The organism is Kribbella sp. NBC_00382 (genome assembly GCF_036067295.1).
Lineage (GTDB): Bacteria > Actinomycetota > Actinomycetes > Propionibacteriales > Kribbellaceae > Kribbella.
In genome coordinates this window covers 742,221-768,538 of record NZ_CP107954.1, presented here as the reverse complement: position 1 = coordinate 768,538, position 26,318 = coordinate 742,221, and the positions used below count along the sequence as shown (strand labels likewise).

General features: G+C 67.3%; 29 protein-coding genes. 17 read left to right on the top strand and 12 right to left on the bottom strand.

Annotation, left to right across the window (positions count from 1 at the left end; all coding sequences use genetic code 11):
- Positions 1-16: 16 nt before the first annotated feature.
- Genes OHA70_RS03840 through OHA70_RS03830 form a run of 3 tightly spaced genes read right to left on the bottom strand, consistent with a single transcriptional unit; the run spans position 17 to position 2,083 of the window.
- Positions 17-187, bottom strand: coding sequence for a hypothetical protein (locus OHA70_RS03840; protein ID WP_328328564.1), 171 nt, complete (start codon positions 185-187; stop codon positions 17-19).
- Positions 184-1,437, bottom strand: coding sequence for a hypothetical protein (locus OHA70_RS03835; protein WP_328328562.1), 1,254 nt, complete (start codon positions 1,435-1,437; stop codon positions 184-186). Before OHA70_RS03835 ends, OHA70_RS03840 begins: the two co-directional genes overlap by 4 nt.
- A gap of 10 nt (positions 1,438-1,447) precedes the next feature.
- Complete coding sequence (locus OHA70_RS03830) at positions 1,448-2,083, bottom strand: hypothetical protein (protein ID WP_328328560.1); 636 nt, start codon at positions 2,081-2,083, stop codon at positions 1,448-1,450.
- 453 nt (positions 2,084-2,536) lie between these two features.
- Between OHA70_RS03830 and OHA70_RS03825 the strand changes: the two genes are divergently transcribed.
- A complete protein-coding gene (locus OHA70_RS03825; protein WP_328328558.1) occupies positions 2,537-2,947 on the top strand; it encodes a hypothetical protein in 411 nt (136 codons plus the stop codon).
- A 130-nt stretch (positions 2,948-3,077) separates the two neighbouring features.
- Positions 3,078-4,064, top strand: coding sequence for a LuxR C-terminal-related transcriptional regulator (locus tag OHA70_RS03820; RefSeq protein ID WP_328328556.1), 987 nt, complete (start codon positions 3,078-3,080; stop codon positions 4,062-4,064).
- Here the strand turns inward: OHA70_RS03820 and OHA70_RS03815 are convergent.
- Positions 4,061-4,858: an alpha/beta fold hydrolase gene (locus OHA70_RS03815; RefSeq protein ID WP_328328554.1), complete on the bottom strand. Its 798-nt coding sequence runs from the start codon at positions 4,856-4,858 to the stop codon at positions 4,061-4,063. The genes OHA70_RS03820 and OHA70_RS03815 overlap by 4 nt on opposite strands.
- A gap of 57 nt (positions 4,859-4,915) precedes the next feature.
- On the opposite strand from OHA70_RS03815, the gene OHA70_RS03810 reads away from it, so the two are divergent.
- A complete protein-coding gene (locus OHA70_RS03810; RefSeq protein WP_328328552.1) occupies positions 4,916-5,644 on the top strand; it encodes a TetR/AcrR family transcriptional regulator C-terminal domain-containing protein in 729 nt (242 codons plus the stop codon).
- A gap of 19 nt (positions 5,645-5,663) precedes the next feature.
- On the opposite strand, the gene OHA70_RS03805 is transcribed toward OHA70_RS03810, so the two are convergent.
- The 8 genes from OHA70_RS03805 to OHA70_RS03770 form a co-directional block, all read right to left on the bottom strand.
- Positions 5,664-6,662 (bottom strand): TAXI family TRAP transporter solute-binding subunit, encoded by a 999-nt coding sequence (locus tag OHA70_RS03805; RefSeq protein ID WP_328328550.1) that lies wholly within the window; start codon positions 6,660-6,662, stop codon positions 5,664-5,666.
- Positions 6,659-8,023 carry a sensor histidine kinase gene (locus OHA70_RS03800; protein ID WP_328328548.1) on the bottom strand — a complete coding sequence of 455 codons (1,365 nt, stop codon included), beginning with the start codon at positions 8,021-8,023 and terminating at the stop codon, positions 6,659-6,661. The genes OHA70_RS03805 and OHA70_RS03800 overlap by 4 nt, the downstream gene beginning before the upstream one ends.
- Positions 8,020-8,673 (bottom strand): response regulator transcription factor, encoded by a 654-nt coding sequence (locus OHA70_RS03795; RefSeq protein WP_328328546.1) that lies wholly within the window; start codon positions 8,671-8,673, stop codon positions 8,020-8,022. The genes OHA70_RS03800 and OHA70_RS03795 overlap by 4 nt, the downstream gene beginning before the upstream one ends.
- 4 nt (positions 8,674-8,677) lie before the next feature.
- Positions 8,678-9,982, bottom strand: a complete 1,305-nt coding sequence (locus OHA70_RS03790) for an MFS transporter (protein WP_328328544.1) — start codon at positions 9,980-9,982, stop codon at positions 8,678-8,680.
- A gap of 85 nt (positions 9,983-10,067) precedes the next feature.
- A complete protein-coding gene (locus OHA70_RS03785) occupies positions 10,068-10,754 on the bottom strand; it encodes a pentapeptide repeat-containing protein (RefSeq protein ID WP_328328542.1) in 687 nt (228 codons plus the stop codon).
- 26 nt (positions 10,755-10,780) lie between these two features.
- Positions 10,781-11,626, bottom strand: a complete 846-nt coding sequence (locus OHA70_RS03780) for an ROK family protein (protein WP_328328540.1) — start codon at positions 11,624-11,626, stop codon at positions 10,781-10,783.
- A gap of 31 nt (positions 11,627-11,657) precedes the next feature.
- Entirely contained in the window at positions 11,658-12,377 is a 720-nt protein-coding gene (locus tag OHA70_RS03775; protein WP_328328538.1) for a hypothetical protein, read from the bottom strand.
- Position 12,378: 1 nt separating this feature from the next.
- Positions 12,379-12,906 (bottom strand): SigE family RNA polymerase sigma factor, encoded by a 528-nt coding sequence (locus OHA70_RS03770; RefSeq protein ID WP_328328536.1) that lies wholly within the window; start codon positions 12,904-12,906, stop codon positions 12,379-12,381.
- A gap of 261 nt (positions 12,907-13,167) precedes the next feature.
- On the opposite strand from OHA70_RS03770, the gene OHA70_RS03765 reads away from it, so the two are divergent.
- The 14 genes from OHA70_RS03765 (at position 13,168) to OHA70_RS03700 (ending at position 26,310) form a co-directional block, all read left to right on the top strand.
- Positions 13,168-14,052, top strand: a complete 885-nt coding sequence (locus OHA70_RS03765) for a hypothetical protein (protein ID WP_328328534.1) — start codon at positions 13,168-13,170, stop codon at positions 14,050-14,052.
- Between the two features lie 38 nt (positions 14,053-14,090).
- Entirely contained in the window at positions 14,091-14,774 is a 684-nt protein-coding gene (locus OHA70_RS03760) for a YcnI family copper-binding membrane protein (RefSeq protein WP_328328532.1), read from the top strand.
- A 2-nt stretch (positions 14,775-14,776) separates the two neighbouring features.
- A complete protein-coding gene (locus OHA70_RS03755; RefSeq protein WP_328328530.1) occupies positions 14,777-15,286 on the top strand; it encodes a copper resistance CopC family protein in 510 nt (169 codons plus the stop codon).
- Between the two features lie 146 nt (positions 15,287-15,432).
- Positions 15,433-16,296: a copper resistance D family protein gene (locus tag OHA70_RS03750; protein WP_328328528.1), complete on the top strand. Its 864-nt coding sequence runs from the start codon at positions 15,433-15,435 to the stop codon at positions 16,294-16,296.
- 29 nt (positions 16,297-16,325) lie between these two features.
- Positions 16,326-16,787, top strand: a complete 462-nt coding sequence (locus tag OHA70_RS03745; protein ID WP_328328526.1) for a MarR family winged helix-turn-helix transcriptional regulator — start codon at positions 16,326-16,328, stop codon at positions 16,785-16,787.
- Between the two features lie 94 nt (positions 16,788-16,881).
- Positions 16,882-17,445 (top strand): NADPH-dependent FMN reductase, encoded by a 564-nt coding sequence (locus OHA70_RS03740; protein WP_328328524.1) that lies wholly within the window; start codon positions 16,882-16,884, stop codon positions 17,443-17,445.
- Positions 17,446-17,650: 205 nt separating this feature from the next.
- On the top strand, positions 17,651-19,189 hold the full coding sequence (locus OHA70_RS03735; protein ID WP_328328522.1) for an ABC transporter substrate-binding protein: 1,539 nt from the start codon (positions 17,651-17,653) through the stop codon (positions 19,187-19,189).
- Positions 19,190-20,128, top strand: coding sequence for an ABC transporter permease (locus OHA70_RS03730; protein WP_328328520.1), 939 nt, complete (start codon positions 19,190-19,192; stop codon positions 20,126-20,128).
- On the top strand, positions 20,125-20,931 hold the full coding sequence (locus tag OHA70_RS03725; protein ID WP_328328518.1) for an ABC transporter permease: 807 nt from the start codon (positions 20,125-20,127) through the stop codon (positions 20,929-20,931). The genes OHA70_RS03730 and OHA70_RS03725 overlap by 4 nt, the downstream gene beginning before the upstream one ends.
- On the top strand, positions 20,928-22,484 hold the full coding sequence (locus tag OHA70_RS03720) for an ABC transporter ATP-binding protein (RefSeq protein ID WP_328328516.1): 1,557 nt from the start codon (positions 20,928-20,930) through the stop codon (positions 22,482-22,484). The genes OHA70_RS03725 and OHA70_RS03720 overlap by 4 nt, the downstream gene beginning before the upstream one ends.
- A complete protein-coding gene (locus OHA70_RS03715; protein ID WP_328328514.1) occupies positions 22,481-23,527 on the top strand; it encodes a pyridoxal-phosphate dependent enzyme in 1,047 nt (348 codons plus the stop codon). Before OHA70_RS03720 ends, OHA70_RS03715 begins: the two co-directional genes overlap by 4 nt.
- Before the next feature lie 10 nt (positions 23,528-23,537).
- Positions 23,538-24,296, top strand: a complete 759-nt coding sequence (locus tag OHA70_RS03710; RefSeq protein WP_328328512.1) for a phytanoyl-CoA dioxygenase family protein — start codon at positions 23,538-23,540, stop codon at positions 24,294-24,296.
- The gene (locus OHA70_RS03705; RefSeq protein WP_328328510.1) at positions 24,293-25,105 is read left to right on the top strand and encodes a Rossmann-like domain-containing protein; all 813 of its coding nucleotides are present in this window, start codon (positions 24,293-24,295) and stop codon (positions 25,103-25,105) included. The genes OHA70_RS03710 and OHA70_RS03705 overlap by 4 nt, the downstream gene beginning before the upstream one ends.
- Complete coding sequence (locus OHA70_RS03700; protein WP_328328508.1) at positions 25,102-26,310, top strand: MFS transporter; 1,209 nt, start codon at positions 25,102-25,104, stop codon at positions 26,308-26,310. Before OHA70_RS03705 ends, OHA70_RS03700 begins: the two co-directional genes overlap by 4 nt.
- Positions 26,311-26,318: the final 8 nt, after the last annotated feature.

Sequence of the window (26,318 nt, the reverse complement as noted above, 5' to 3'; positions counted from 1 at the left end):
CCCTAGTAGTGAAGCTCTAGAACCAGTTCCGGCCGTGGGTCGGACAGCTGACCTTCAGGAAGCAGTGCACGTAGTCCATCCGGTCGTGGCCGGGTGACTCGCAGACCTCCAGCGGCTCCGCGCAGGCGCGGCAGCGGCCGGACCGGTCCGGCTCGATCCGCCGCCACTTCCAGAACCGCCAGGTCATGCGACTTCCCCGCTGGTCAGGCCGGTGGTGAAGTCGGGGCTGCCCATCATCGTGATCAGGCTGTCGCGGTAGTGGCGCTTCACATGGGCGCCGGCCCGGACCAGCACCACGTCGTACACGTGCCGGCGGGCCTCGTTCTGCTTGTCGATCATCCGGCGCTTGAAGTCGGCGTGGTTGGTCACCGCCGCCAGCGACGTCCGCACCTTGCTGAGCTTGCGGCGCAGCAGGGCGATGGTGGTGTCGGTCTTGATCGCGTCGGCCCGGACCGGGTTGTGGGTCAGTACCTTGATGAACATCATCGCGATGCCGACGGCGAGGATGGCGACGAACCACATCAGCAGCGTCTGCCAGTACGGGAACGTCTCGGTGGTACCGCCTTCGGCTGCCTTGCCGAGCTGGTCGGCCTCGAAGAGCTGACGCGACGTGTCGGTCCGGGCCAGCGCCAGGCCGGCCCCGAAGACGACCCAGAGCGCGGTCCCGAGGAAGACGATCTTGTCGAGCCGGTTGGCGTTGCCGCGCCGCTTGCAGCCGACCAGCCGGGTCCCGCAGACGTACGGGACCATCACCATGAAGACGATCAGCATCGCGGCCAGGCCGGTGCTGAGTTCCCAGTCCTGCTCGTCGTGGATGAAGGTGGCCAGGATCCGCCGTAGCACGTACCCCTCGGGGAGGCCGAAGAGGATCAGCAGGCCGACCGTGGTGAACCACAACTTGAGCCGCTCGGGCCGCAGTACGATCCGCCACGGCTTGTCCGAGGTCGGCACGGAGGGCTCGGTCGCGCTCCAGTCGGTGTCGTCGGACGCGAGTTTCTCGCCGCGCAGGATCCGGCCGAGCTCAGCCCTGCTCGCCTCAGCGGCCGCCAGGTCGGTTTCGAGATGGCCGGCCTGCAGCTCCAGCTTGGCGTACGAGAGCTGGTCGCCGTTCCGGTCCTCGGTCGACTCGAGCGCGTGGTGGACGAAGTGGTCGCCCTCGGCCTCGGCCAGGATCCGGCGGACCTCTTCCTCGGACCGCAGCCGCTCGATCTTGGCGTCGATCTCGTTCTCGTACGGGAGTTGTCCCTCGATCGCCTCCACCACGGTCACGTCGTACGCGCCGCTCTGCACGTCAGCCTGCGCCTTCGCCTCGGCCGCCTTCAGCTCCAGCGGCAGATCGAACTCCGGCGGCAGCTGGGTGAAGGCGGGCAGGTCGCTGTTGCGCTGCACCAGTGCCTCGATGCCGTTGTTTCGCACACGTCGGGAAAAGAACTTCATGCTCGCCTCCTCAGGCACTGCGGGTTTGGACGCTGGCCAGATGAGTCCGGCGATGGCGCCAGCCCGGCCCTTCGTACGGCGGCCCGGACGCTACTTCGGTGATCCTGCGATCGGCCCTGGAGTAGCGGCTGCGGTTGTACAGCTCGACGCGGATCAGATACGCGCCTCCGCACAAGGCGTCGAAGGTCTCGTACTCGCTCTCCAGCTGACCGAGCTCGGTTCGCACGGCCGCCAGCCGGACAGCGGCCGACTGGCGTTTCTCCGTCCCGGTCCGCTGCGCATCCAGAGACTTCAGCTCGATCCGCCGTTCCCGCGCCCAGTCGTGCAGCTCCCGCGCGTCGCCAGTCGGCCGGGGCCGGGATGCGTACGGCCCGGCAGGTGGCGCGTCGAGCTGCGCCTGCAAAGTCGTCTGCTCGATCTCCAGCCTGTCTTGGCGTTCCTCGAGATGCTTGCGGTGCGCCAGTGAGATCTCGTAGTACCGGGCATGTACCGTCAGCGTCCAGCCAGTGGCCTGGCCGATCGGCACCCGCCGGTACCGCGCGCAGTCACGAAACGCCTTCCACCTGATCGCCCAGCGCTCCCGCCGCTCGATCTCCGGCGGAACCGTCACCTCCGCCGCCCACCCGGCAAGGGACTTTCTGTTCATCGCGCCTCCTCATCACTACCGGGTCCTGACGGACGGCCGGGACCCGTATCACCCCGAGGGTGAGGGGGCAGTGGTTGAAGGCTCATTCGGTGGGGGATGGGCGGGGAGTGCGGAGAGTGACAGTGTTCTTGTTGGGGGGATGGAGGAGACCGATGGTTCTGGCGGTCAATGGGTTGCTTGTTCCGGTGGGGGCACTGGGGACAGGTGGTTCGGGCGCTGGGGCCGGTCTCGGAACTGTGGGCGTGGGTGGTGGTGGATGGTGCGGCCGGGGAGTTGCAGGGCTCCAGGTTGGGGATGCGGGTAAAGGTCGGTTGAGCTCAACCAGGTGGTGAGCTCGAGTCGATTGATCGCGAGGTGTGCTGGGGGCGGCACATCGGGCGGTCCGCATCTACTGGTCGCGCAGGGTCGCCACCCCCGCGTTCACGTGAACGGTCTGGCTGAGAAGGAGAAACGGTGGAGGCCGTTCGTGAAGTGGTGGTGATCGATCCCGTTGATCTGCCGGCGATCCGGGAGACGGCCGAGCGGGTCGGGGTCGTGACGGCTGAGGTGCCGCCGTTTCGTGGGATCCGGCCGGTGAAGGCCTCGGTACTCGTGGTGGGAGAGCCCGGAGCGGTTCGGCAGGTGCGGGCGGAGGTCGATCGACGGCGGGGTGGGTTGGTGTTCGATCTGCGCTTGGGCGCAGTGCGGCCGATTCACCGGAGCCGGCTGCTGGGCCACGGGGAACTCCAGGTGGTCGCGGCCGATGGGGTGGTACGGGTCGCCGAGTGCGACGCCGAGCTGATCGAAGCGCTCACCAGGTTGGCGTCCGGTCGAGGGGAGAAGACGGTCGCGTGCGTCCGTGACCTGGTCAATCGACTGAATTGATCCACCTGGCATCGTCACCAGTTGCAGCTATTGGCATGTCCCTTTGTACCGGGCGAGCCCTTGGCAACCGAGCGTGACGGCGGCATAGTCCTCTTTGCAAGACGGACTAGCTACAGGGGGACGCCGGCCGGTGAATTCCGACAAGCCTGCTCCGCTGCGGGTGGATGCCGAGACGGCGATCATCTTGCGCGAGGCGTACCACAAGATCCAGTCGCTCTATCGGGGCGACCACTACGGTCTGTACGACTACGTGCGCGCCGTGTGCGCGAAGATCGCCCGAGTGGACACCTTCTACGTCGGATTTCTGCACGGTACGAACCGGGTCCGCTTCCCTTATGGCTACGACTGCGGCGCCTACATCGATCCGGACACGCACAACTTCGGGCCGAACGGTCAGACCGCTTGGCTGCTGAAGCATCGGCAGACCTACCGGCTCGCCTATGACAACGGTGCCGTTCTGCGGTCAGGGGTCCAGTTCGGCGACCTCACCCGGGCGTCGGCGGATGCTGTCACGGTGCCGATCTTCCGGGCTGGGGACGGCGGCACGGATCGGTTGTTCGGCATGTTGTCGATGCACAGTTACGAGCCGAACAGCTATGACGACAACGCGGTCCGCGCCTTCGAGTGGCTCAGTGGATTCGTGGCACGGGTGCTGACCAGGGAAGGTGAGGACACCGAGGCGCTGCGCCGGTTGCCGGCGGGTGACGAAGGACAGAGCCTGCTGACCTCCGACCGGGTGATGGAGTACCTCGGTCACCAGATCGCGTCGCTGCGCGCGATCGCCGTCGAGGCGATGGCTGAACCCGATGGGTCCGGCGCGGCGGTCCAGGGACACCTCGGCCGGCTGGTGCGCGCGACCGAGCAGATCCAGTCGGAGCTGATGGAGATGATGCTCGACACCGACCAGGGACCCGAACGCCGCTTCGCCACCCTGACCAAGGCGCAGCAGGGCGTGGCGGTGCTCCTGGTCGAAGGATTCGACAACGACCAGCTCGCTGTCGAGCTCGGCATCAGCCTCAACACGGTCAAGACCCACCTCAGCGCGATCCTGAAGAAGTACGGAATGGTCCACCGGGCCCAGGTCGCCGACGACGTCCGCAAGTACCTCGCCCGCTAGAGCAGCCGATCCGCGAGCCAGGGCTCGACGACGGGCAGGATCTGTGCGGCGTGCATGGCTTGCATGTGGTCGAGGTTGTCCAGGATCTCGACTGTCCAGCCGCGTTGCTCTAGTTCGGCGCGGTTTTCGAGCACTGGGGTACCGATGTTGACCAAGGTGTTGCCCCAGCGTTCGCCGTACTGGATGTTGTCCGCGCTGCCCACTACGCAGAGGCGTGGGATGGAGAGTTGGACGGCGCGGTCGTCGAAACCCTGTAGGGCTTGGTAGAGCGTCAGGAATTGTTGGGTCTGGTCCTTGGTCAGGGCGATTTCTGTACTGTCCCAGTCGCCCGGCTCGACGACGGCACCAGACACCGGCTGGCCGGCCTCGGCGTGGGTGGCGGCCGTGACGGCGAGCATCGCATCATACGGGCCGTCGAGCGGTGGGAAGCCGCCCATCACCAATGCGGTCAGCCGATCGGTGCGGACAGCGAGTTGCAGTCCGGCCATGCCGAGCCAGCTGTAGCCGTAGTACGCGAACGAGGAGGCTCCGGCGGCATCCGCGACCGCCAGGAAGTCGTCGACCAGAACTGAAGGCGTGAGTGTCGACGGCTTCGGATGCGCTTGGAGGAAGCTCTCGTAGTCGAAGGCGATCACCCGGAACCGCTTGCTGAACCCGTCGACCAGCGTGTGGCCGAGCCCTGGATCCCCACCCCAGGCCCGTATCTGGTCAGCGGCCGGGCCCTCCACGGGAGCCGCTGGATTCACCGGCAGCAAGAGATCCGGCCCGTCGCCGTGTACTTCGAAGTCGATCACGATAAACTCCTTACGCTGTATAGAAAGACGATAACACTTTACGTCGTAAGGAGTAAAATGCGGACTGATCCGGCGCGCGCGATCGCGGTGCTGTGGGGCCGGGCCGCGAGCCCCAGGCGCGGTCCGCGGCAGGCCGTGAGTGTCGAGGAGATCGTCACCTCCGCGGTCGGGATCGCTGACGAAGACGGGCTCGACGCCGTCACGATGCGGGCTGTCGGCAACGAACTCGGCCGGACCGCGATGTCGCTCTACACCTATGTCGTCAGCCGGGACGTGCTGATCGATCTGATGTACGACAGTGTTCACGCGGAGCTGGGTGAGGTGCGCAGTGGCGGCGACTGGCGGAAGGCTGTCGCGCGATGGAGCGTCAAACTTCGCGACCTCTATCTGCAGCACCCGTGGCTGCTGGAGATTCAGCGACCGGTGCTCGGTCCGCACGAGCAGCAGGTGCTGGAGTCACTCCTCCGGATCCTGGCGTCCGCGGAGTTGACGATCGAGGATCGCCAGGCGGCGACCAGCGCGCTGTTCAGCATCGTCAAGGGCGCGGCCAGGCAGGCTATCGATGCCCGGGCGGCGATCACAGAGGCGGATTTCGAGTGGTGGGCCGCCGCCGGCAAAGCGCTCGCCGAGGCCGCGCCGGATTTCGCCGAGCGTTTCCCGGAGTCGGCGGCGATCGCCGATCATCAGCGCCGGCAAGGTGCGCAGCCCTGGGTGAAGGCTGCTGACCAGGCATTCGGCAGAGCTGTCGGCCTGCTGATCGACGGTATGGATAGATCGAGGGATTGAAGTGCCGTACAACAGTTGATCAGCCGTACATCCGGCGGTACTGCTGTACGGCGCCGGCATGGAGGTCGATCGGGGCGCTGACAACCAGCGACTGCAGGTTGAGGAATTGCGCCCCGACGGCCGACGGTGGGACGAGGTTGCTGGCGCGGCGGACGAGGGTCTCCACGATCCGGCGCGCTGTCGCGTTCGGCAGGTCGGGGCGGCAGAGGAGGAGGTTGGGGATGCCGACGACCTTCACGGGTGCCGTGCCGCGGTACACGCCGGCTGGTACTCGGACGTCTTGATATACGGGGCCGTACGTACGTCGAAGCGCGGGGAGTGGGCCGTCGAGCGGGATCAGGCGGAGCGGGACGGTCTGGCTGAGCTTGTCGAGTGTGGACGTCGGAACGCCGCCGGACCAGAACATCGCGGAGATCCCTCGCGCCGCGAGCGTCTTGGTTGCTTGGTCCAGTAGCAGGTGGTCGACGGTGCAGTCGACGCCGACGGTGGTGAGGATGCGGGCGGCTGTCAGAGCGGCGCCGGAGCCGGCGGCACCTGCGGAGATCCTGGTACCGGCGAGGTCCGCGAGCGTCTTGTACGAACTGTCGGCGCGGACCACGCACTGCAGATAGTTCTCGTAGACGCGCCCCAGCGCCTTCACCTGCGGGCTCGGTGACACAGCATCCGCAAGACTCAACGCGAGATCAGTCTTGTGCTCACCCAGCAGCCGCAGGTTGTCCTTGCTCCCGAGCGTCGGCAGCACAACAACATCTTTGGCGACGCCCGCCATGTTGAGTTGGGCCGCCAGTAGCTGAGCAAACTCCAAATAGAACCCACCCGGCTCCCCGGCTGCGATGGTCAACCGATCGCTGGCGTCGTCCGATTTGCCGCAAGCGGCCAGGACCAACGCTGTGGTCGAGGCAGCCAGGGCCGCAAGAACGGTGCGGCGGGTGTGCGTGGGCTGGAGGTGCGTAGTGGGCGTGTGGTGGTGTGGTGTGGGCTGGAGGTCTGGGGTGGGTTTGCTGTGGTGGGGGTTCATGTTGCCTCTGGCAACTGGATGGTGGCGGTCAGGCCGTGGGGGGTGGTGGGGGTCAGGGTGACGGTGCCGCCGATTGCTAGGGCGGTTTGTTCGGCTATTGCTAGGCCGAGGCCTGTGCCTAGGGTGGAGGCGCTTCCGCGCCAGAAGCGGCGGGTGGCCAGGTCTAGCTGTTCGGTTGGCAACCCTGGGCCGTTGTCCGACACCTGGATCTCCAGGCCACCAGGCACCCGCGCAGCGGTCAGCGCCACGGTTGCGGAGTTGCCTGCGTACTTGATTGCGTTGTCCAGGAGGACGCCTACTAGTTGGCGGACGTCGTGTTCGGCTGCGGCGGCGATGAGGTCGTCTTCGGTTTGCAGGGTGAGGGTTATGGCTGCGGATGTGGCTGCTGGGCGCCAGATTTCCAATTCCTCGGCCAACACCGCTGCGACGACGCAGGACTCGTCTGAGGGCGGCAGGCCATCCGTGACGCGGCTTTCCAGGGCGGCTAGTTTTAGTAGGTCACTTAGGACGTCTTCCAGGCGTTCCAGGTCGTCTTGGAGATGGAGGAAGGCCGGGCTGGCGGGGTCGCGTAGTTCTGGGGCCAGGCCATCGATGCGTAGGCGGATCGAGGCCAGGGGGTTGCGGAGTTGGTGGGAGGAGTCGGCGACCATTTGGCGTTGGACGTCGATGGAGCGTTGGACTGTCGCGCCCATTACCTCTACCGCTTGGGCCAAGCGGCGTAGCTCGGGTGGGCCGCTGGCTTCCAGGGACTGGTTCCAGGTGGCTGATCGGCCTAGCTCGACTACGGCATCCTCCAACACCTTGACCGGGCGGATCACCCAGCGAGCGGTGCGGGAAGCCATGAACAGCAATAACAGAGCGGCGGCGAAGGCGGCTAGGCAGATCGCTAGCCAGAGGCGGCGTACAGAGCCGACTGCACGTGAGGCGTCGACAGCGAGGACCACTGCGCCTTCGGGCTCGTGGGGGGAGCCGACGGGGGTCGCGATCAAGGGATGAGAAGAGCTCCACGGGCGCAGGGCATCGATGGTTAGTTGGGGCAGGTCCCGGGCGGCCAGGTCGGCTACGGCGCCGACGCCGGCGGAAGACTTGGTCAGCCCGCCGGTGGAGACGACGACGTTGCCGGAGGCATCGATGACGAGGATCGACTCGCCGTACAGCTCCTGATGGCGTTCGGCTTCGATCCGGACCGAGCTGTAGTCGGACCGGTTGGCGAGCCCGGCAAAGCGATCCAACGCGGCGCTCCGAGTCAGTTGCAAGCGCTGGGTCTGCGCATCGGAGACAGCGAAAAGGAAGGGCAGTACCAACGCGGCCAGCAACACGAAGGAGACGATCGCGAGCACACTCATCAGCCGCGCTCTCATGGGGCGAGCCGGTAGCCGAAGCCGCGGATGGTGGTGATGACCGGCTTGCCGAGCTTCATCCGCAGTTGGTGCAGATGAACGTCGAGCGCCTTCGACTTGGTCAGGAACGCGTCGCCCCAGATCTCGTCCTGGATCACCTCCCGGCTGACCGCAGTACCGGCCCGCCGAGCCAGTACTGCGAGCAGGTCGAACTCAAGAGGCGTCAGGTGCAGCACCGTTCCGTCGACCACAACCTGACGCAGCCCGAAGTCGATCCGCAGCCCGTCCGACTCATAGCCGTTGTCATCGAGCTCGGCCCGGCGCGACCGGCGTACCGATGCTTCGATCCGGGCGAGCAGCTCGGCCAGCCGGACCGGCTTGGTCAGGTAGTCGTCCGCGCCGAGCCGAAGCGCGTGCACCACCGAGCGTTCGTCGTCGCGGGCGGTCAGCACGATCACCACCACGTCGTCGACCCGGCGGAGCTTTCGCAGTACCTCCAGGCCGTCCATGTCCGGGAGGCCCAGGTCGAGCAGGATGACCTGGGCCTCGGCGTGCCGGAGCAGTACGTCGGCGCCGCAGTCGACCAGCGTGACGGTGTGCCCGTTGGCGCTCAGGACGTCCCGCAGCGCCCGGCCGACCAGCTTGTCGTCCTCCGCGATGAGAGTGCGCATTGCGTCATTGTGCCGTTGTAGTCCGCTCACGGTGTACCGGGCGAGCGCCGCCCAGCGACTTGCCGCGCGTCTCCGACATGGTCAGGTAGACGATCAGGCTGACCGCTGCGCAGCCGGCGACGTAGTAGTAGAAGGCCGACTCGTGACCGGCGTCCTTGAGCCAGAGCGCGACGTACTCCGCGGTCCCACCGAACACGGCCACCGTCACGCCGTACGGCATCCCGACCCCGAGCGCGCGAATGCTGGTCGGGAACAGCTCGGCCTTCACGATCGCGTTGATCGAGGTGTACCCGGTGACCACGACGAGCCCCGCGAGCATCAGCAGGAACGCGCGGACCGGGGTCGCGTCCTCCAGCGCCGTCAGGATCGGGACGGTGAGTAAGGCGGTACCGGCGCCGAAGAAGATCAGCAGCGGCCGCCGGCCGATCCGGTCGGACAGCATCCCGCCCAGCGGTTGCAGCAGGACGAACAGCAGCAGGGCGAAGAAGTTGATCCAGGTGACCGTCGTCTTCTGCAGACCGGTCGTGTTGACCATGAACTTCTGCAGGTACGTCGTGAAGGTGTAGAACGCGACCGTGCCGCCGAGCGTGAGCCCGACCACCGTGAGGACCGCGCGCGGGTGCTTGGCCAGCTCGGCCAGCGAACCCTGCCGGAACCGTCGCGACGCGGGCTGCGCCTCGAACTCGGCCGACTCGTCCATCGACCGGCGCAACCAGAACACGATGACCGCGGCAACGGCCCCGATCACGAACGGGATCCGCCAGCCCCACTCGGCCAGCGCGCTCTTGGAGAGCGTCTGCTGCAACAAGATCTGTACTGCGAGCGCCACCAGCTGACCCGCCGCCAGGGTGACGTACTGGAAGCTGGAGAAGAAGCCGCGGCGGCCCTCCGAGGCAACCTCTGACATGTACGTCGCGGAGGTACCGTACTCGCCGCCGACCGACAGGCCCTGCAGCAACCGTGCTGTCACCAGCAGCACGGGTGCGGCGACGCCGATGGTCGCGTGGCCAGGGGTACACGCAATCACCAGCGAGCCGGTGGCCATCAGGGTCACCGACAGGGTCAGGGCGGCTCGTCTGCCGTGCCGGTCGGCGTACCGGCCGAGCAGGAAGCTGCCGACCGGGCGCATCAGGAAGCCGACCGCGAAGACGCCCGCGGTGTTGAGCAGCTGGCTGGTCTGGCTGCCTGACGGGAAGAAGACCGGCGCGAAGTAGATCGCGAAGGCGGTGTAGACGTACCAGTCGTACCACTCGACCAGATTGCCCATCGACCCTTTGAAGATGTTGCTGACCACTCGTCGTGAATCCACGATTGCCTCCAGGTGTCCTTGTGCCCGCAACTGTCCGAGCGACGGACGGTGGCGACAAGATCACCGGCGGCATCCTTAACTCGCCTTAAGAGTGGTCCTCCGGGTCGCCCAGGGTGATGCCCAGGGCGGTGGCCATCGCGACCGTGACGGCCAGGGTGTCGATGGGGGAGGAGTTGGCGATCGTGGCGCCGGCCAGGCTGCCGATGCCGCGGGTGCCGTCCCAGGTGCAGTCGACGAAGACGGCGCCGGTGGCGGTCACCTGGGAGAACTCGACCGAGGTCAGGTCGCAGCGCCGGAAGACCGTGCCGGTCAGGTCGGCCGAGACGAAGTCGGCGCTCTGCATGCGGCAGTCCGTGAACTCGACCCGTTGGAACTTCGCGAACCGGAACGAGCTGAAGTCGAGCACTGAGTCCCGCACGGTCACGTGTTGCAGGCTCATCCCGGACCCCGCGAACCCGGTCAGCCGTGACGACGAGATCGCCAGCCTGGTCCCGGAGGCGTCCCGCCAGCGAGCGTTCGCGAGATCGCAGTGGTCGAGCTCGAGGTCGACCAGGATCAGCTTGTCCAGATCCGAACCGCCGAGGTTGACCCGGGTCAGCCGGCAGCCGCTCAGCTCGACATGCTCCGCGAGCAGCCCGCCGAGATCCTGATCGGTCAGCGCCAGATCGGTGAGCCGGTCCTCATCACCCACCTCGGTCACCGCTCGATCATCAAGCTGCGTCCGCAAGCGAGGAGCGGCGAGCTTGGTGGCGGCTTTGCGCGGTGGAGGCATGTCCGCCACCGTAACGGGCTCCACCGTCAGTTTCTGAGGTAGTGCTCCGCTGCCCCGATCAGCGCGGAGTGCTCGGCGTCGGCGGTCGCGCTCACCGGGAACGGGAACACCTCCGCCACCACGTCGAAGGCTCCCGCGATCGATCCGCCCAGCACGACTCTGGTCGCACCGAACCGCTCGAGCCAGGGCGTCAAAGCGTCGGACAGCACCTGGAAGGCTTCGACCAAGGCGCTCTTGGCGATGGCGTCGCCGGCTCGGGCCGCTTCGGCGATCTCCTTCACGCCGGTACTTGGCGGAAGTGGGTCGCTGAGCTTCTCGGCGTACCGGCGGAGGATCGCTCGGGCGGAGATCCAGTCCTCGATCGGCTTGCCGTCGTACGACGTCTTGTACAGCTCGCCGCCGGGCGGGACCGCGTCGCCGGTACGGACCGCGCGGCCGTCGTTGAGGAAGGCTGAGCCGATCCCGGTACCGATCGTGATCCCGACGCATCGATCGAGCCCGCGCAGCTCGCCCACCGACCACTCGCCGACCGTGAACGCCTCCGCGTCGTTCAGGAAGACGACCTGGTCGAGCCCGAGCCGCTCCCGCAGACTCCGGCCGAGATCGTGCCCGTAGAGGGCGGCGAACTTGTCCAGCTTGTACCAAGCGACGCCCGCCGCGAAGTCGAACGGACCGGGCAGCGCCACCGCCAGACCCTTTGCCAACGGCAACTGATTCGCCGCCTCGCACAACTCCCCGACGATGGACTCAGCCGAGGCCTTCGAATCCAGCCCCGCCCGGTACATCCCCTCCACCCCGTCGATTGCGGGCGAGACCATCGCCGCCGTCACATGACTTCCGCCGACCTCCAGGACCGGCACACCCGAGCTCATACCGCCCATCATCCCTGACAGGCAGCGGTCTTCAGCGTTGGGCGGCGATGTACTCCGGCCTGCCGGGGATCGTGAAGCGGACGATCACGGTCGGCTGAGCCCCGGGCCAAGGCGTCTTCTCGATCCGCCGGTAGGCGAAGTAGCCGCCCCTGACCTGGGCGATGCCGACGTGGCCGTCCTCGGTCTCCACGGTGACGCGCTGAACGTTCTTCGGCGCTTGACCGAACACCGTGGTGACGCTGCCGGGCTCCGTCAGCCCGCGGCCGACGGCTGCGGATTTGCGGAGGACGATGCCGCCCGTACCGCCGCCGGGGACGACCGAGTCCTTGGCTCCGTTGCCCCATTCGGTGGTGCAGTAGGCAACGATCCCGGGACTCTTCGGTGAGCGACGCAGCAGCGAGATGCCGTAGGTATCCTGGACACTGAGGCTGACGGGCCAGCTCCAGACGCTGGCGCCTGCTGTCGGGACCGGGTCGCCGTTCTCGTCGGAGCACAAGCCGGTCGAGCCGCCAGGATCTACCGACGGCAGCGGCCAGGACGGCGCGACGGCCGGGGCCGAGCGGTCAGTGGTGTCCAAGGTGAGGATGGTGCCGCCGGCAACGACCGCGATCGAGGCCGCGACGGCGACGGCGGTCGCCAGGCGGCGGTTGCGCCGACGTCGGTGGCCGGTGGCGAGCAGCAGCTCCACGTCCGGGGTGAAGGCCGGCCGGTCGGTTGCCTCGTGCATCAGATCTTTGAGCTGACGGGTCATCTCAGCCTCCCAGTCCGGCGAAGTCGGTGAGGTCGGCGAGCGCTGGGTCGAGGCGAAGTTTCTCCAGTGCTCGCAGGGTCTGGCTCTTGACCGTGCCCGCGCTGCAGCCCAGTGCTTCGGCGGTCTCGTCGACGGAGAGCTCGTCGAAGTACCGCAGGACGACGCAGGCGCGCTGCCGGGGCGGCAGGCCGGCGAGCGCCGTGATGATCAGCAACCGGTTCTCCAGCAGCCCTACCGGGTCGGCCGGGTCGGCGGTGGAGGCGAAGTAGGTCTCGCCGCCGACCACCTCGGCACTGGACTTGCGCCGCAGGGCGTCCAGGGTCGTCGAGACCACCACCTTGCGGGCGTACGCGCCGATGGCGCCCTTGCGTTGCAGGCGAGGCCAGTTCCGGTACAGCTTGAGCAGCGCCTCCTGGGTCGTGTCCTCGGCACGCTTCCAGTCTCCGCACAGCAGGTACGCCGTATTGCAGAGCCCGTTGGCGTGATGGGTCACGAAGTCGACGTACTCGCTCTCCGCCTCGCTCTTCACGCTCACTCCCTTCCGTGGTCGGGCTTTCAACGTGCCGACTGTCCGGATCGGTTGCACGGGTCGGGCAAACTGACGTCATGTCAGAACTAAGCGTCGTCTGATTCAGGGGACTTCGGGCGCCTGGAGGAGCCGCAGCAGTTCTTCGGATCCGTACTCCGTTTCGCGGCGGCACACTGAGACGGGAACCACCGGGCCCTCCCCGCTCGTAGAGTTGTCTGGAGCGCGGTCCGCCCACCGTCGGTCACGCGTCCATCACTGCGAATGACGAAGGTGACCGAGTTGCGTGCCGAGACGACCCCGACCGCCGCCATCGCGACGCTCAGCGTCGCGGTAGCCGTGGCCGGCCACGCCGTCGCAGGAGGCACCGTCGCTCTCGCCGCTGTTCCACAACTCATCGTCCTAGCAGCCTTGGCCTGGTCAGTCGGCGAACACGTAGCCGGCCGCCGCTGGCTGTCGGTCGCCTTCCTCGCCGCTCTCCAGCTGACCGCACACCTCGCCTTGGAGCTCGGCCACCGCGCCCCAACGTCCATTGCCACCGCGGCGGCCGCATCCGCGGCCGATTCATCGTCTGGTGCGCCGATGGACCATGCGGCCGTGGGGCACAGCTCGATGCACGAGATGGCCGGCACGCACGCGATGCCCGGGATGGACGCCATGCCCGGGATGGCGATGCCCGGGGCCGAGGCTTCGGCGAGCACTGCCGCCGGCAGCCTGGCGGATGCCGCCTCGAGCGATCTGGCCCACGCTGCCTCGGGCAGCTTGGCTGGCGCAGCCAGCGTTGCTGATGCTGCCTCGGGGGCGGCTGCCCATGCCGCCTCCGCCGGGCTGGCCGGTGGCGCCACTGGTGGGATGCCGGGGGCGATGCATGGCGGAGTTGCCGATGCGTTGACGATGTCGGCCGCGCACCTCGTTGTGTTGTTGCTGGGTGTTGCGTTGGTGGCTCGGGCGCATCGGTGGGTGTACCGGGTGGCCGGGATTCTTGGGCGGCTGGTGCCGCAGGTTCCGGCTCCGGGCGTGGTGCTGCCAGTGCTGCGGGCGGTGCTGATCGGCGTACCGGAGGTACCGGAGCTGACTCAGCGGTGGTTGGTTTCGGGGGTTTCGCGGCGGGGGCCGCCGGCGTGCGGAGTGCTTGCAGCTTCGTACTGATCCGCCCCACACCGTTGCCCTAGAGAGGGTTCCCAGTCATGCCCAGGAAACTTGTACTGCGCGCTGCCGCGATCACCGCGGCGACCGCACTCGTTCTGATCGGGGCGGCCGGCTCGGCCTCCGCCCACGTCACCGTGTCGTCGCCGGACGCGAAGCCGGGCGGCTACGCCAAGCTCGTGTTCCGGGTGCCGAGTGAGTCCGACACCGCTAGTACCACCAAGCTCGTCGTCAACCTGCCGAAGGACAAGCCGTTCGCCAGCGTGAGCCCGCAGGTGAAGGACGGCTGGAAGGTGGTCAAGACGACCGAGAAGCTTGCCCAGCCGGTGAAGGTCGGCGACGTCACGCTGACCGAGGCGATCACCAGCGTGACCTGGACCGCGGCCGCGGGCGGCGTACCGCCGAATTCCTTCGACGAGTTCGGGCTGTCGGTCGGCCGGATTCCGGAGGGCGTCGACTCGCTCAGCTTCCCGGCGGTACAGACTTACAGCGACGGGGAGGTGGTCAAGTGGGAGCAGATCGCGAAGGACGCCGCGGACAAGCCGGAACACCCGGCGCCGTCGCTGAAGCTGACGACCGCGATCACCACGGTCGCCGCCACCTCCGGGGACCAGAGTTCGTCGGACACACTGGCCCGGGTTCTCGGTGGGGCCGGGTTGCTGCTCGGGCTGGCCGGGCTCGGCCTCGGTCTGCGGGCCGGCCGGACACGGAAGGTCACGCCGTAATCGTGCGCCGACTGATTGCTCTGCTGGCTGCGTCGTTCGCCGTCCTGGTGGTCTCCACCGGGACGGCGGCGGCGCACGCCAAACTCGAATCGATCACGCCGGCCGACGGCTCGACCCAGGCGGTACCGCCGACCCAGGTGGTGCTGACCTTCAACGAGCCGGTCGGCAGTACCGGCGCCGAGGTCCAGGTGGTGTCGCCGAAGGGCACGAACGTCTCCACCGGCGAGATCAAGGTGATCGACAACACCGTCACGCAGCCGGTCGACGGGCTGGTCGACATCGGTGAGTACAACGTCGTCGCCCGGATCGTCTCCGCCGACGGCCACCAGATCACCGTCGGCGGCAGTTTCAAGATCACCCACGCTGGTCATCCGGCGGTACCGGTCGCGGCGACTCCGCCGACCTCGGACAGCAACTCGAACGTCGTCGTGATCGTGGCGATGGCGCTCGTCATGCTGGTGGTCGTCGCCTTGGCGATCGTCATCGTCCGCCGCCGGCCTGCGCCCCAATGAGCATCGACACGACGCCTCGGGTCTCAGGGAAGGTGCTGGGGCTCGGGGTTGTCGCGGCTGCGTTTGTGGTTGTGGTCTTGGCGCTCCTAGCCGGCGGAGGTGCTCCCAAGCCGCTACCCCCAGGGCTGGCGGGCGCGGGTCGGCCTGTGGCTTGGGCAGTTCCGGTACTACGCGTGCTCGCCGACCTAGCCGCCATCGCCACCGGCGGCGCCGTGCTAGCCGCCGCATGGTTGCTCCCAGCAACAAATGGGAAGCTCGCCGGGCAAGGGCTGCGGGCTTGTCAGGATGCGGCTGTGGCGGCTGGGGTTTGGACGGTGGCGAGCCTTGGTGGCCTGCTGGTTACTGCTTCGGTGATCCTCGGGATTCCTCTTTCGCAGTTGGGCTCTCGGGCTGGGGACGCTGGTGGGGTCAACCAGGTGCGGGCGCTTGCGGTTGCGGTGGTGCTGACCGCTGTACTGGCTGTGATCCTGTCTGGAGCTCGTACGGTGAAGGCCGCGCGGGTGGCGTTGGTGTTGACGGCCGCCGCGCTGACCGGCCCGCTGCTGACCGGGCATGGGGCGATCGAGCGGACCGCCTTCTGGTCGGTGCTCGCGACTGCCTCGCTGGTGGTGCACGTGTTCTGCGCGACCGCTTGGATCGGCGGACTCGGGTCGCTGATCAGGTACGGGCGGGACCAGCGCGCGGCGGTGGAGAAGTTCAGCCAGCTGGCTCTCGTCTGTGCGGTGACGATCGGCGCGACCGGTCTGCTCACCGCGGAGATCCACCTCGGCGGGCGTGAGGACGGCTTCGGGCTCATCACCCAGTGGGTGACGACCGGGTACGGCGCGCTGGTCTTCGCCAAGGCGGTCGCGTTCGCGGTACTCGTCTGGATCGGCTGGCGACACCGTCAAGCAACACTCCCGGCCCTGGCTGCCAACGAGCCGGGTGCCTTCTGGCGACTCGCCGCCGTCGAACTGCTCGTGATGGCCGGTACGGTCGGACTCGCCGTGGCGTTGTCGCGGACACCGTGACATGTCAACAGAAGCAGTAGGATAGGTGGATGACGGAGACGCGGTGGCTCGATGCGCGCGAGGCGCATCTATGGCAGTCATGGCGTGACGCCTACCGCGAGCTGAGCGCGACGCTCGAGGCCCGTCTGGTGAACTCCGGGCTGTCCGGCGCGGACTATGCCCTGCTGCATCCCCTGTCCAGCTCCGAAGCCGGCATCCTGCGAACGCGCGACCTCGGCCGCTCGATCGGCTGGGAGCGCAGCCGGCTGTCGCACCAGGTCAGCCGGATGGAGAAGCGTGGCCTGGTGGTCCGCGAGGAGTGCGAGTCCGACGCCCGCGGCTCGATGGTCCGGATCACCCCGGCCGGCCGCGCCGCGATCGAGGCCGCGGCCCCGGATCACGTCGACGCCGTCCGGACGCATTTCCTGGAGCACCTGACTCGCGAGGAGCAGGAGCAGCTCACCAAGATGCTCGACCGCGTCCTCGCCGAACTGCCGAAAACCGACTGCTGAAACCTCCTAGGTTGACGCGTCATCTAAATCTGCTATTTTTGGTGATGCGTCACCAAAAGCCCGCAGATGGGCCCCCACTCTGGTTAGGAAGAACATGCCCAAGATCGCGATCATCCTCGGTAGCACCCGGCCCGGCCGCAACGGCGAGGCCGTGGCCCAGTGGGTGCTCGACATCGCCAAGCAGCGCAGCGATGCGGAGTTCGAGCTCGTCGACATCGCCGACTTCAAGCTGCCGCACCTGGACGAGGTCATGCCGCCGGCGGCCGGCCAGTACGCGCAGCCGCACACCTTCCCGTGGGCCGAGAAGATCGGCTCCTTCGACGGCTACGTGTTCGTCACCCCCGAGTACAACCACTCCACCTCCGGCGCCCTGAAGAACGCCATCGACTTCCTCTTCGCGGAGTGGAACAACAAGGCGGCCGGCTTCGTCAGCTACGGCTCCGCCGGTGGTACCCGCGCGGTCGAGCACCTGCGCCTGGTGATGGCCGAGCTCAAGGTCGCCACCGTCCGGGCCCAGGTCGCCCTCTCGCTGATGACCGACTTCAAGAACTTCAGCGAGTTCACTCCGGCCGAGTATCACGTCGCCGAGGTGACCACCATGCTCGACCAGGTCGTCTCCTGGGGCAACGCCCTCACCACCGTCCGCACCGCCGCCTGACCCTGGCGAAACGGCAGTAACTCCCAGTACCCGGCGTCCGTGCACGGTGACACGCCGTCACGGACGACGGGCCGGCCGGGTCTGCCGGAAGAATGACAAGGGTCCGTTCAGATGCGCCTGAATTTGACAACGATTTTCATTAACGGCAGGATTCGAGCCGTCGACCACTCGTCGTCGGCACCCCCTCACCGTGAAGGAAATGCGGATGTCCGATGCTCTGAACAGGCGGGGATTTCTCGGGTTGGCCGGCGGTTTGGGGCTGGCCGCGATGACTGGTTGCGGGTCCGGTGGCAGTACCGGATCAGCGGCTGAGCCGACGGCCGGTGGGCGGCTGCGGGCGGTCTTCGCCGGCGGCGGCGCGAAAGAAGTGCTTGATCCGCATCTGCAGAGCCTGTTCGTCGATATCGCCCGCCACAAAGCGATCTACGAGAAGCTCGTCGAGCTCGGGCCGGATCTGAAACCGTTGCCACGGCTGGCGGAGAAGTGGGAGCCGGACGCGCAAGCGGCGACCTGGCGCTTCACGCTCCGGGATGCGACTTTCCACGACGGCAAGAAGCTGACCAGCGAGGACGTGCTCTACAGTCTGGCCCGGATCGCCGACCCGAACACTCCCGAGCGCGTCGCCCAGTCCTCGCTCGCGGCGCTGGATCTCAAGCGCTGCAAGGCGATCGACAAGAAGACGGTCGAGCTCGTACTGACCGCGCCGAACGCCGAGTTCCCCGCCCTGCTGGCCGGCATCGGCACGCAGATCGTCCGCGACGGCTTCAAGGATCCGACCAAGCCCGTCGGTACCGGCGCCTTCAGGTTCGTCTCCTTCGAGGCGGGCCGATCCCTCGTCGCCAACCGGTACGACGACTACTGGGACGGCGCGGCCAAGATCGAGGAGTTGCAGATCCTCTCCGCCGATGCCGAGGCGCGCGCCAATGCGTTGCAGGGTGGACAGGCGGAGTACGCGAACGAGATGACCGCGACCTTCGCCCGGACCGCCGAGGCGGGCAAGTCGGTCAAGATCGTGGCCGCCAAGGGCAGTACGACGCAGGCGTTCGTGATGAAGGTGGATCAACCGCCCTTCGACAACCCCGACGTACGGATGGCCTTCAAGTTGCTCGCGGACCGGCAGCGGCTGGTGGATGTCGTGCTCGCCGGGAGAGGTGCTGTGGGCAACGATCTTTTCGGCAAGGGGTTTCAGTACTATCCCAAAGATCTGCCGCAGCGCGAGCGCAATGTCGAGGAAGCCAAGGCGCTGCTCAAGAAGGCCGGCCTGCTGAACAAGGAGGTCGAGATCTTCACCTCCGACGCAACAGCCGGGTTCGTTGAAGCGGCGACGCTGTTCGCGGAGCAGGTCGGCGAGGCAGGCGTGAAGCTCAAGGTGACGACGGGTAGCGCCCAGACCTATGCCAAGGACCTGCTCACCAAGGGCGCGATCGGCAGTCATCGCTCGGGTGCGATGCCGATTCCGCAGTACGTCACCGATCGGCTGTTGTCGAAATCGCCGTTCAACGTGACGCATTGGCGACGGCCGACCTTCGATGCCGCGTTCGCCGCGGCGCAGGTGCAGACGGACGAGGCGGCGCGCGCGGCGAAGTACGGGGAACTGCAGAAGACGTTGCGGGATCAGGGCGGCATCCTCGCGTGGGGACATCCGGACTTCCTGGTCGCGGTCTCGGCCAAGGTGCAGGGCGTCCAGGCGGTACCGCCGAACACCTTGGACTCGGGCCGGTTCGACAAGGTGTGGCTGGCCTGAATGCGGTCGTATGCCGCCCAGCGGGCTGCATTGGCGATCGTCCAGCTGGCCGTTCTCTCTGTACTCGTCTTCGTCCTCACCGCGTTGCTGCCGGGCGATGCCGCGGACATGCGCTTCACCGAGACGCTGACGCCTGAGCAGGTCGTCCGTCTTCGTGAGCAGCTCGGGTTGGATCAGCCCGCGCTCGAGCGGTTCATGCACTGGTTCGGCAATGTGCTGACCGGTGATCTCGGTACTTCGCTGATCAGCGGCGGGCCGGTACTGGAGATCGTGAAGGCGTCGGTCGGGGCGACGTTGGTGCTCACGGTTGCGACGCTCATCGTCGTGGTGCCGCTGGCTGTTGCCCTTGGCATCTTGATGGGGACTCGGGAGAACGGCCGGCTGGATCGGATCATCACGTCGATCACGTTGGCGTTGAGTGCGATTCCGGACTTCGTGATCGCGGTGGTGCTGGTCGCGTTGTTCTCGTTGAAGCTTGGGTGGCTTCCGGCGACTTGGGTTGGTGGGTCGTTGCTGGCTTCGCCGGTGTTGCTGGTGCTGCCTGTTGCGGTGCTGCTCGGTCGGACGGTCTGTCTGCTGTCGCGGCAGGTGCGGGCGGGGACGATCAACGCGTTGCACGCGGAGTACGTCGTACAGGCTCGGCGGTTGGGGGTGCCGCGGCGGCGGTTGCTGCTCAGGCATGTGTTGCCGAACGCGGCGGTTCCTGGCGTGCAGGAGTTGGCGCGGACTGGGGACACCTTGCTGGGTGGGGTTCTGGTGGTGGAGGCGATCTTCGCGATCCCGGGGTTTGCGACGGCGCTGGTTGACGGGGTTGAGACGCGGGATGTGCCTGTGGTGCAAGGGCTGACGCTGGTACTGGCGGTGGTTGCGCTGTTGATCAATCTCGGTGCTGATCTCGTCTGCAATCGGCTGGTGCCGCGGACGGAGCTGCTGCGATGAGGGCGCTCAGAGCCCGTACTCCGCTCGCGATCTCGGCGTTGCTCGTGCTGATTCCGCTGCTGGTGGCTGTCTTGGGGCCGCTCGTCGACGTGCCGGCCAGGCCCGCGCTGCCGTACGAGAACGCGGGCTTGCTCGGGACGGATGGACTTGGCCGGGATGTCTTCGGGCTGCTGTTGGTGGGTGGCCGGACGGCGCTGGGGATGGCGTTGGGGGCCGTACTGATCGCGTACTTGCTGGGCGGGCTGATCGGATTGGTTGCGGCGTCGACCAGGCATCGGTGGGTTGACGAGCTGTTGATCCGGCCGCTTGATGTGTTGCTTCCGTTGCCTTCGCTGCTGGTGATCAGCGTCGTCGCCGTGGGATGGCGGGCGTCGCCGTTGGCGATCACGTTGGCGGTTGCCGCGGTCAACGTTCCGACGGTGGCGAGGCTGGTGCGGGCGGCCGCGTTGGATGCGGCGAGCGGGCCTGTGGTGGAAGCGTTGCGGATGCAGCGGGAGAATTGGGTGGGGATCCACCTCGGGTATGTCGGCCGGGCGGTGCTCGGTCCGGTCGCTGCCGACGTCGGCACACGGATCACGCTCGCCGTCTTCCTGGTTGCCTCGGTCAACTTCCTTGGCCTTGGGCTGAGTCCGACCGCGGCCGATTGGGCGGTCAGCGTCTCGCGCAACCGCGAAGGCTTGCTGTTGCAGCCCTGGGCCGTGCTTGCCCCTGCACTGCTTCTTGTGTCCTTCACCCTGGGGTTCAACCTGCTAGCTGACCGGCTGGTCCATCGGACCAGACGCCTAGCCGAGGCAACCCGATGACGGAGCCTCTGGTCAAGGTCGCTGGGTTGGCTGCGGTGGCAGGGGAGGCCATCCTGGTCGACGGTGTCGGCTTCGAGATCTGGCCGGGTGAGGTGACGGCCCTCGTCGGGGCCTCGGGGTCGGGGAAGACGACTTCTGCGTTGGCTTTGCTCGGGGAGCGTGGGCAGGGTGTGACGTTGAGCGGCTCAGTCGCGGTTGATGGGCGGCTGGTGGTCGATGGCGACGGGGTGACCGCAGCGGCGGCTGGCGTGCGGGGGCGGGTTGTGGCGTATATGCCGCAGCATCCCGGTAGTGCGCTCAATCCTGCGAGGCGGATCGGCGCGGGTCTGACTGAGCTTGCGAAGCTGCATCACCCTGGGCTGAACGTCGTACCGGAAGCTCTGCGGGGTGCTCAGTTGCCGGGGGATCGGGCGACGCTCAGGCGGTTTCCGCATCAGTTCTCGGGTGGGCAGCGGCAGCGGATTGCGTTGAGTCAGGCGTTGGTCTGCCGGCCGAAGGTACTGGTGCTGGATGAGCCGAGCACGGGGCTGGACTCGATCACGAGGCTGCAGCTGGTTGAAGAGCTGAAGGAGTTGGCGGCGGCAGGGCTGGGGATCTTGCTGCTGAGTCACGATCTCGACCTGGTCCGCGCGCTCGCTGACCGGGTGGTCGTGCTCGACGCCGGCCGCGTCCTCGGCGATGTTCTTCCAACCGCAACACAATCGGCGGCGCCCCAGGGAACCCACCAACGAGGCGAGCCGTTGCTCCAGGCAATGAACGTCTCCGCGTCGCTGCGTACCCGCGGCCGCGATCCCATCCTCCAGGAGGTCGATCTCGCCGTGCCACCCGGCGGCTGCGTCGGCGTGGTCGGCCGTTCCGGTAGCGGCAAGACGACCCTCGCCCGCTGCCTGGCCGGCCTGCACGAGCGCCACACCGGCAGCATCACCCTGGCCGGCGAAGACCTCCCCGTACTACGCAAGCGCACCCTCACCCAGAACCGCCGAGTCCAATACGTCTGGCAGGAAGTCCGCGGCTCCTTCGACGAGCGCCGCCTAGTCGACGAACAAGTAGCCCGTACCGCGATCCGCCTCCGCGGCCTCACCCCAGCAAACGCAAAAGCCGAAGCAGTGGCAACCCTCGCCCGCCTAGGCGTCTCCGCCCACACAGCCGCCAGACCGCCAAGCCGCCTCTCCGGTGGAGAACTCCAACGAGCAGCCCTCGCCAGAGCCTTGCTCGCCCACCCCGACGTCCTCATCTGCGACGAGATCACCACCGCCCTCGACGAGCACGGCACCACGCTCGTCGTCGAGCTCCTGAACGAGCTGAAAACCCAAGGCACAGCCCTGGTGTGGATCAGCCACGATCTCGCCCTGGTTGCCAACGTCTCCGATCACGTGCTGGTGCTCGACGCCGGCCGCGTGATCGAACAGGGGCCGCCAGCAACAGTCATGACCAAGCCCGGTACCGAACTGACCCAGCGGCTGGTGAGGGCCGCTCGGATCGGGCGCCAACCTCCTGAACCTCCGCCCGTGCTGACCAGTAGTGCCGACACGAGGAGCGAACCGCACCGATGAGACAACTCCACGATCACCTGGCGGAGGCGATCAAGGACCCGGACCCGATCCGCGTCGGCGAGGACCTGATCTGCCTGCGGTTCGAGACGATGAAGGTGTACTCCGCGCTGGGCGCCGTACGTCATCTGCTGGAGACGGGCGCGGTCCGGCCGGGGGACACCCTGATCGACAGCTCCAGCGGGATCTACGCGCACGCGCTGGCGCTCGCCTGTCACAGGTACGGGATGAAGTGCCACATCGTCGGCTCCACCACGGTCGACCGGACGTTGAAGATCCAGCTCGAGATCCTCGGCGCGACGGTCGAGCAGGTGCCGTCGTCCAACAACCTGCAGCTGGACCAGAACCTCCGGGTCCGCCGGATCGGGGAGATCCTGCGCGACAACCCGTCGTACCACTGGATGCAGCAGTACCACGATGACATTCACTACCTCGGGTACGGCGCTGTGGCGGATCTCGTCGCCGAGCTGGTGCCGGCGGGGCCGCTGTGTCTCGTCGGGGGAGTCGGCACCGGCGCGTCGACCGGCGCGATCGCAGCGTTCCTGCGGGATCGGGGGCGGGACGTGAATCTGGTCGGGGTGCAGCCGTTCGGCAGTATCACGTTCGGCGCCGGGCATACGCAGGATCCCGAGATGATCATCGCCGGCATCGGCAGCTCCATCGAGTTCCGCAACGTCCGCCACGAGCTGTACGACCGCCTGCACTGGGTCTCCTTCGACTACGCGATGTCCGCGGCCGTCGATCTGCTCCGAACGAGCGGCGTCTTCGCCGGCCTCTCCGCAGGCGCGGCGTACCTCTCGGCCCTCTGGGAGCACAACTGCGACAGCAGCCGCACCCACGTCTTCCTCGCCGCCGACACCGGCACCCGGTACATCGATTCCGCCTTCTCCCGGTACGCCGAAGCGCGCCCGATGGACACCATGCGCCCCCGCGAGATCAACTCCCTCGACGAGCTCGCCGTGCCCTGGTCCGCCATGTCCTGGGACCGCCGTGAATCGGCCTGGGCCGAGCGCCGCGAGTTCCCATCTGCGACCAAGTCGCATTAAAGTGTCAGTCATGACCACGGGGTACCTGGTGTTGCCCGAGTTGTTCACGGCAACAGAAGTCAACCGGCTACGGGACGCCGCCGAGCAGGTGCACGCCGAAGTGGTGACGGCCGCGGAGTCCGGCGAGACGTCCGTGACCGTATGGCCGGACGGGCACCGCCTGGAGGAGATCCGCGGAACGACGATCCATTGGGAGCCGGACGCTGTCGGGAAGACCGTCCGCAGCCTGGCGCCGGTTGCTCACCTGCATCCAGCGCTCACTGCGTTGTGGACCGACCCGAGGCTGACCTCGCCGATGTCCTCCGTGGTTGGGACCGAGCCCGGGCCGTTCGTGTCCAAGCTGAACTTCAAGCGGGCCGGTGTCGGGTCGGAGTTCGCCTGGCATCAGGACTTTCCGTACTGGTACTGCTGCGCCGGCGACGCGGCGTACGAGATCGCGACGGCGATCGTGATGCTGGACGACAACACCGTGCAGAACGGCGCGATGACTCTGGTACCGGGAAGCCAACTCAAAGGGCCCGCCCGACGGGACCCGCTCGATCCGACCGGATTGCTGGTGGATCCCTCAACGGTGGATGTGGCCAGGACAGTGACCGTGACGGCGCCGGCCGGATCTGTGCTGATGTTTCCAGGCCTGATGGTGCATCGGTCCGCGCCCAATCGGACCGCTTCTGATCGCAGGTCGCTGCTGTACTGCTTCCAGCCTGCTGGACGTTCTGAGTTGTCCGCCCTGACCTACGACGCCGAAAGGCTGGCTGATCTTCCATGACCGTTGCCGCACTCACCGCCGCTGTCCTCGCCGGATCCCACGGCCCCTCGCCCGCAGAATTGAATGTCACCAGCGCCTTCTGGCTCCATAACACAACCCGCCTGCCCGGCGCCGACGTCACCTACCGCAACTACTACGTGCTCCTGCGAGTCGGCGAAGTCTTCGGTGCCTGCTCCTTCGAGGCCGGCGAGGTCGACCCCGACTACTGCGCCGGCGCCTCCGGCCTGCCCCTCTCCGACTTGCTTGCCAAAGGCCCCCTTCCCGTCCGCATCGCAGCTCTGGATGCCTATCTGGCCGCCGTTGAGCCACACCATCTGTCAGCCCAGGCCGAAGAAGTCATCCTCCCCGCCGGTACTCCGGACATCCGCGCGCGAGCCCGTGACGCCGCAGTGGCCGGCCTGCTGGACGTATCCGAGGGTTCGAAGGTCGCGCTGATCGGCGTCGTCAACCCGCTGGTCGACGCGATCACGGCGCTGGGCGGGACCTGTCTGCCCTGCGACTTCAATCTCCGGGAGACCGCCTCCGGACTCCCGGTTTCCCGCGACATGACGGCGGTTATCGACCAGGCCGATGCCGTCGTGGCGACCGGAATGACCTTGAGCAACGGGAGTTTCGACCCTCTACTCGATCGTTGCCTACAGCAATCGAAGCCGCTGGCCATCTATGCTCAGACCGGCAGCGCCGTCGCCCGCGCCTTCCTCGGCGCCGGCGTCACCGCCCTGTCCGCGGAGCCCTTCCCCTTCTCCCAGTTCAGTGCCCGCCCGACCTCCCTTTACCGCTACCGCCAGAACGGACCGCAGACGCCGTGAGCACCACCGAAGTACGCAGGACAGGAGAAGTACCAGGCGATTGGCGGATGGCCAAGCGGCTGTGGCCGTTCCTGCTTGCCTCCACGGTCAGCCTGATTCCGTTCACCGTCTTCGGGATGTACCTGGTCCCGATCGCGGCGGCCGCGGACGGGAGCGTCGCCGAGATCGGTGGACTGCGGGGCCTCGGAGGCCTCGCAGCCCTCATTGTCGGCATCGCGCTCGCGCCGCTCATCGACCGGTTGGCGCGGGAACTGGTCGCCGCCGGTGGCCTCGCCCTGCTGGGCATCTCTGCCGCTCTAGGTGCCATCGGCAACGTCTTTGCACTTGCCACCTTCTGCCTGCTGATCGGCGCCTCGACCTCGATCCTCGGCCCGTCGATCGGCGCGGCGGCGGCCGACCGGTTCAGGACTCCTGCTGCTGCGGGTCGTGCGGCAACGTTGGTCTCGGCAACCACTTCGATGATGGCGATGCTGGCGGCGCCCGTGCTCGCAGTACCGGGCCTGTTCTGGGGCTGGCGCGGCAACCTGCTGGCTGCCTCGGCCATCTCACTGACCCTTTCGACCGCCTTCTTCTGGCGCGGCCGGGGCCGGAAGTCGCCGCTGAAGCCGACGCAACGGACGAGCTACTTGGCGACGTACCGGGCTCTGGCGCACATCCCGGGAGCGCTGCCTCTCCTGGGCGTAGCGATGCTGCGGACGGCGGCCTTCATGGGCTACCTCGCCTACCTGGCAGCGTTCTACGACGAGAAGTTCGACCTGGCTCCCGGCTGGTTCGCCCTCGTCTGGTCCCTCAGCGGCGCGTCCTTCTTCCTGGGAAACCTCTTCGCGGGCCGGTATCTCGTGGCGGCCGTCCGCCCTGAGAAGACCCTCCTCTTGGGTCTCCTGACGGCCCTCGTCGCCGTCTCGGCCTTCTACTTCACCCCGAGCCTCCCGCTCACCCTCCTGCTGACCTCACTCATGGGCGCGGCCCACGCCACCGTCGCAGCCTGCGTCACGACTCTGCTGGTACGCCGAAGTGGCGACCTCCGCGGCTCGGCGCTCAGCGTCAACGCCGCAGGCATGAGCATGGGCACGTTCCTGGGCGCTGCGCTGGGTGGTCTCGGCCTGGGTCTCGGGGGATATCCCGGGCTGGCGCTGATTTTCGGGGCCGTCACCCTCGGTGGCGTTCTCCTCGCCTTGCGGTTAAGGCCCGAAGTTCAAAGCTAGTTGCAGCT